Below are 4,625 nucleotides of genomic sequence, written 5' to 3'. Positions count from 1 at the left end.
GGCACCTCTTTCCCTTCCCGACCACCGTCCCGTCTGCACGGGCCGCTCGGGCTCCCGCGCGCACGCCGGCGTCTCGACGAGTGATGCCCGAGCCGTGCCGCGCGGACACCCGGGGGGCCGGCGGGACGACCGCGCGCCGCACCCGGTTAGAGTGGTCGGCATGCCCCGGGACGCACACGGACACCTGACCGCCGGCCGGATCTCCCCCCAGCGCCCCGTGCCGAAGGACATCGAGCGTCCTGAGTACGTCGGGCGTGCGGAGCCGCACGAGCACGGCCTCGGCGACACCTACACCCCGGACGAGGTCGAGCGCATCCGGACGGCCGGACGCATCGCCTCGCAGGCCATCGACGCCGTCGGCGAGGCCATCCGCCCCGGGATCACCACGGACGAGCTCGACCGGATCGGGCACGAGTTCGTCGTGTCGCACGGCGCCTACCCCTCGACGCTCGGCTACCGCGGGTACCCGAAGTCGCTCTGCTCGAGCCTCAACGAGGTCATCTGCCACGGGATCCCGGACGACACCGTGCTGCAGGAGGGTGACCTGGTCAACATCGACATCACCGCCTACAAGGACGGCATGCACGGCGACACGAACCGCACGTTCGTCGTCGGGCAGGCCTCGCAGGAGGTCCAGGACCTGGTGGACCGGACCCGCACCGCGCTCGAGCGCGGGATCAAGGCCGTGGCGCCCGGGCGCCAGGTCAACGTCATCGGGCGGGCGATCGAGGCCTACGCGAAGCGTTTCGGCTACGGCGTCGTCCGTGACTACACGGGCCACGGCGTCGGCCGGGCGTTCCACTCCGGGCTGATCATCCCCCACTACGACGCGCCCCGCTTCGACGACGTCATGGAGCCGGGGATGGTGTTCACCATCGAGCCCATGCTCACGCTCGGCGGCATCGAGGCCGACATCTGGTCGGACGACTGGACCGTCAGCACGCGCGACAAGTCCTGGACCGCACAGTTCGAACACACCCTCGTCGTCACCGAGCGCGGCGCGGAACTCCTCACCGTCTCCTGACGGTCACTCTCGAAAGGCACCGCTTCTCATGACCTCCCTCGCAGTCGGCGTCGACATCGGCGGTACGGGCATCAAGGGCGCGATCGTCGACGTCGCCACCGGCGAGCTGACGACCGACCGGATCAAGAAGGCCACTCCCGAGGGCGGCAAGCCGCACGACATCGTCGCGGTGGCGAAGTCGATCCTCGACGAGCTCGCCCCGGCTGCGGACGTGCCCGTCGGGGTCTGCTTCCCGGCGATCGTCCGCGACGGCAAGACCATGTCGGCCGCGAACGTGTCGAAGAAGTGGATCGGCTTCGAGGCCGAGGCGCTGTTCGAGAAGGAACTCGGTCGCTCCATCCACTTCGTCAACGACGCCGACGCCGCCGGGTTCGCCGAGCAGCAGTTCGGTGCGGCGAAGGGCAAGGACGGGCTCGTCGTGGTCACGACCCTGGGTACCGGCATCGGCACGGCGCTGATCAACGACGGTGTGCTCATCGTCAACTCGGAGCTCGGCCACCTGGAGATCGACGGGCACGACGCCGAGACGAAGGCCTCGTTCGCGGCGAAGGAGCGGGACGAGCTGTCCTGGAAGCACTGGGCGAAGCGCCTGCAGAAGTACTACTCGACGCTCGAGGCACTGCTCTCCCCCGAGCTCTTCGTCGTCGGCGGCGGCGTGTCGAAGCACCACGAGGAGTTCCTGCCGCTGCTCGACCTGCAGGCGGACATCATCCCCGCGACCCTCCGCAACAACGCCGGCATCATCGGCGCGGCGACCCTGGCGTCCCGGAGCAAGTAGCGGCCGCGAGCGGGCAGGACATGCCGCGCGTGGTCCGTCGACCGGGTGCGATCGGTCAGGTAGAGGCATCGAGCGTGACAGTTCTGGCCCGCTCGGCGGCCGAGGGAGCCTGGGAGTCCGGGAGTCCGGGAGCCTGGCCGCCGGCACGCCGGGCGGGACACCGGGTCGGCGGCGGCAGCGGTAGACTCGGCACTGCGAACGGGTCGGTGAGACGGTCGCGTCGCTCCCCCGGGAGCGCCGAGGAACGTCCGGGCTCCACAGAGCAGGGCGGTGGGTAACACCCACCCGGAGCAATCCGCGAGACAGTGCCACAGAAAGCAGACCGCCGGCGGCGACGTCGGTAAGGGTGAAACGGTGGTGTAAGAGACCACCAGGGGTCCGGGTGACCGGATCCGCTCGGTAAACCTCGCCCGGAGCAAGGTCAGACAGAGGACGACGAGGCTGCTCGCTGAGTCCTCGGGTGGACCGCTGGAGGCCGGCGGCAACGTCGGTCCGAGAGAGATGGCCGTCACCGCGAGAGCGGGACAGAACCCGGCGTACGGCCGGCCCGTTCGCATCCACGCACCACGCGCGCAACCCGCGTCCGACGACGGACGGGAGGCGCGTGGCGGTGCCGCCACGAGCCTCCCGTCCGTCGGGTCCGGCGCGTCTACAGGCCGGACTCGGCCGTGCGCACCAGGATCGCGTCGCTGTCGGGGCAGAGCACGACGTCGTCGGGCGCGGCCCGACGGATGTCCTGCAGGTCCGAGTTCGTGAGCGTCACGCCGGAGGCGGTGGACACCCCGCCCTGCAGCAGCGACGCACCGAAGCCGTAGCGTGCACGCTGCCGGTCGTAGAGCGCCAGCAGGTCCGCGGGCACCTTCGCCGCGACGGCCGCACGGCTCTGCACGGCGGACTCGCGGTCAGCCTCGACGCGGGCGATCTCGGTGTCGCGCTCGGCGACCAGGGTGGCACGGTCGGCCTCGACCTGGGCGAGCTTCCCCTCGATGTCCCCGACGCGGGCGCGGTGCACGTCGAGTTGCTCCATGACCTCGAGCTCGGCGGTCTCGAGGTCCCCGATGCGACGACGGAGGGACGCCATCTCGCTCTCGAGCCCGGCGGCGTCCTTCGCGCTCGCCACGTTCTGCAGCATCGTGGTGTCCCGTTCGATCCGGGCCTGCGCCGTGGCGGTGTCGGACTCCAGACGGGCGAGTTCCCGCTCGGCGTCCTCGACCAGGCCGGTCGCGGCGGCGAGCTCGGCGCGCAGCGAGGCGGCGGTCGTGCCGAGTTCGGTGAGCCGGTCGCCCTTCTGCAGGGCGGTGATGCGGTGCGACAGACGGGTCACGTCGTTGTCGAGGCGCTGGAGGTCGAGGAGGACGACCTGGTCCTCGGGTGCTGCCTTCACGGTCGGTCTCCTTCGTGGGCGGGTGCGGGGGTGGGGGTGCCGGCCGCCGGCTCGGCGGCTGCGGTCGGCTCGGCGGGTGCGGCCGGCTCGGCGGGTGCGGTCGGGACGGGCTCGGCCGCGGGCAGGACGGCGAAGTCCCAGGGATCGGTGCGCAGGTCGCTGACGGTCACCCGGACCTCGGCGAGCCGTCGGAGCTGCTCGGCCGCGACGTCGAGCCAGAGCCACTCGGTCGCCCAGTGCGACGTGTCGACCAGCGCGGGACCGTCGGTGAGCAGGGCCTGCTCACGGAACTCCGACGCCGGGTGGTGGCGCAGGTCGCTCGTGACGTAGACGTCGGCAGCACGGACGGCGGGCTCACCGAGCAGGCTGTCGCCGGCTCCGGCACACAGGGCGACGGTCCGGACGGCCCGGTCGAAGTCGCCCGAGACCCGGACACCGGTCGCGGTGGGCGGGAGCAGGTCGACGAGTTGCCGGGCGAGCACGCCGAGGGTGGTGCCGACGGGCAGGACCCCGACGCGCCCGATGCCGGTCGAGGGGTCGGCACCGGGCTCGATCGGACGCTGGTCGACGAGCCCGAGCCGGTCCGCGAGCACGGCGGAGGTGCCGGTCGTCACGACGTCGGCGTTGGTGTGCGCCGCGAGCAGGGCCGTCCCGCCCCGCACGAGCGTCGCCAGGACACGACCCTTGGCGGTCGTCTCGTCGATCGTGGTGACCCCGCGCAGCAGGAGCGGGTGGTGCGTGAGGAGCAGGTCGGCACCGAGGGCGACGGCCTCGTCCGCGGTCGCGGGCACGGCGTCGACGGCGAGGTGCACGTGCTCGACCTGCTGGTCCGGGTGCCCGGAGACGAGCCCGACGGCGTCCCAGGACTCGGCGCCGGCGGCGGGCCACAGGTCCTCGATGACGGCCTGGAGTTCGCGGAGCGTCGGCATCCCGTCAGTCTACCGAGACGCGGGCGCGACGAGGTCGCTCCAGCAGGGCCGAGGTGCTCAGCGGCGGCCGAACAGGGAGCGCAGGCGGGCGACGAGTCGCGTCCACCAGCCGCTGTCCGCACCGGCCGTCGTCGGCGCGGAGCCGTGGTGGTCGTCCTGGTCCGCCTCGCTCGCGGGCAGCGACACCGCGTCCGGCAGCACGACGGGGGTGCTCGCCGTGACGCCCTCGTGCGCGGTCAGCGCCGCCGCGAACGCCGCCCGGTCGATGACGGTGGGGCCGGTCGCCGGCTGGACCAACGGGGTGGGCCGGGTCGAGGCCGACAGCGGCGATCCGACCGGGAGGCCCAGGGCCGGGCGGACGGGCGCCTCCCGTCCCGGGGTTGTCACCGCGGCGCTTTGCTGACCGCTGTCTCGGCGTCATCATGCTTCAGGTGGATCACTCGATGCAATATGGTTGAAGAGAAATTGGGAGGGGAATTTGATGAATCGGGCACGAGAAAGGCGCCTCGT

The 4,625-nt window shown here is 72.0% G+C and carries 5 protein-coding genes and 1 other RNA gene; 3 read left to right on the top strand and 3 right to left on the bottom strand.

Annotation, left to right across the window (positions count from 1 at the left end):
- Positions 1-160 precede the first annotated feature (160 nt).
- From map to rnpB, 3 genes are all read left to right on the top strand, one after another.
- Positions 161-1,024, top strand: a complete 864-nt coding sequence (gene map, locus D8M35_RS15705) for a type I methionyl aminopeptidase (RefSeq protein WP_126892659.1) — start codon at positions 161-163, stop codon at positions 1,022-1,024.
- Positions 1,025-1,052: 28 nt separating this feature from the next.
- Positions 1,053-1,802, top strand: a complete 750-nt coding sequence (ppgK, locus tag D8M35_RS15700) for a polyphosphate--glucose phosphotransferase (protein WP_058729958.1) — start codon at positions 1,053-1,055, stop codon at positions 1,800-1,802.
- Between the two features lie 199 nt (positions 1,803-2,001).
- An RNA gene (gene rnpB, locus D8M35_RS15695) (RNase P RNA component class A) lies at positions 2,002-2,356 on the top strand.
- Positions 2,357-2,451: 95 nt separating this feature from the next.
- On the opposite strand, the gene D8M35_RS15690 is transcribed toward rnpB, so the two are convergent.
- From D8M35_RS15690 to D8M35_RS15680, 3 genes are read right to left on the bottom strand one after another with little or no spacing between them, the layout of a single operon-like run.
- The gene (locus D8M35_RS15690) at positions 2,452-3,186 is read right to left on the bottom strand and encodes a zinc ribbon domain-containing protein (protein ID WP_126892658.1); all 735 of its coding nucleotides are present in this window, start codon (positions 3,184-3,186) and stop codon (positions 2,452-2,454) included.
- Positions 3,183-4,115, bottom strand: coding sequence for a Nif3-like dinuclear metal center hexameric protein (locus D8M35_RS15685; RefSeq protein ID WP_126892657.1), 933 nt, complete (start codon positions 4,113-4,115; stop codon positions 3,183-3,185). Before D8M35_RS15685 ends, D8M35_RS15690 begins: the two co-directional genes overlap by 4 nt.
- A gap of 57 nt (positions 4,116-4,172) precedes the next feature.
- Entirely contained in the window at positions 4,173-4,502 is a 330-nt protein-coding gene (locus D8M35_RS15680; RefSeq protein ID WP_126892656.1) for a hypothetical protein, read from the bottom strand.
- Positions 4,503-4,625: the final 123 nt, after the last annotated feature.

Origin of the sequence: Curtobacterium sp. HSID17257, from assembly GCF_003989515.1 — a bacterium.
GTDB lineage: Bacteria > Actinomycetota > Actinomycetes > Actinomycetales > Microbacteriaceae > Curtobacterium.
Note: the sequence above shows the minus strand (reverse complement) of the source record. Positions and strands in the feature narration are given on the sequence as shown.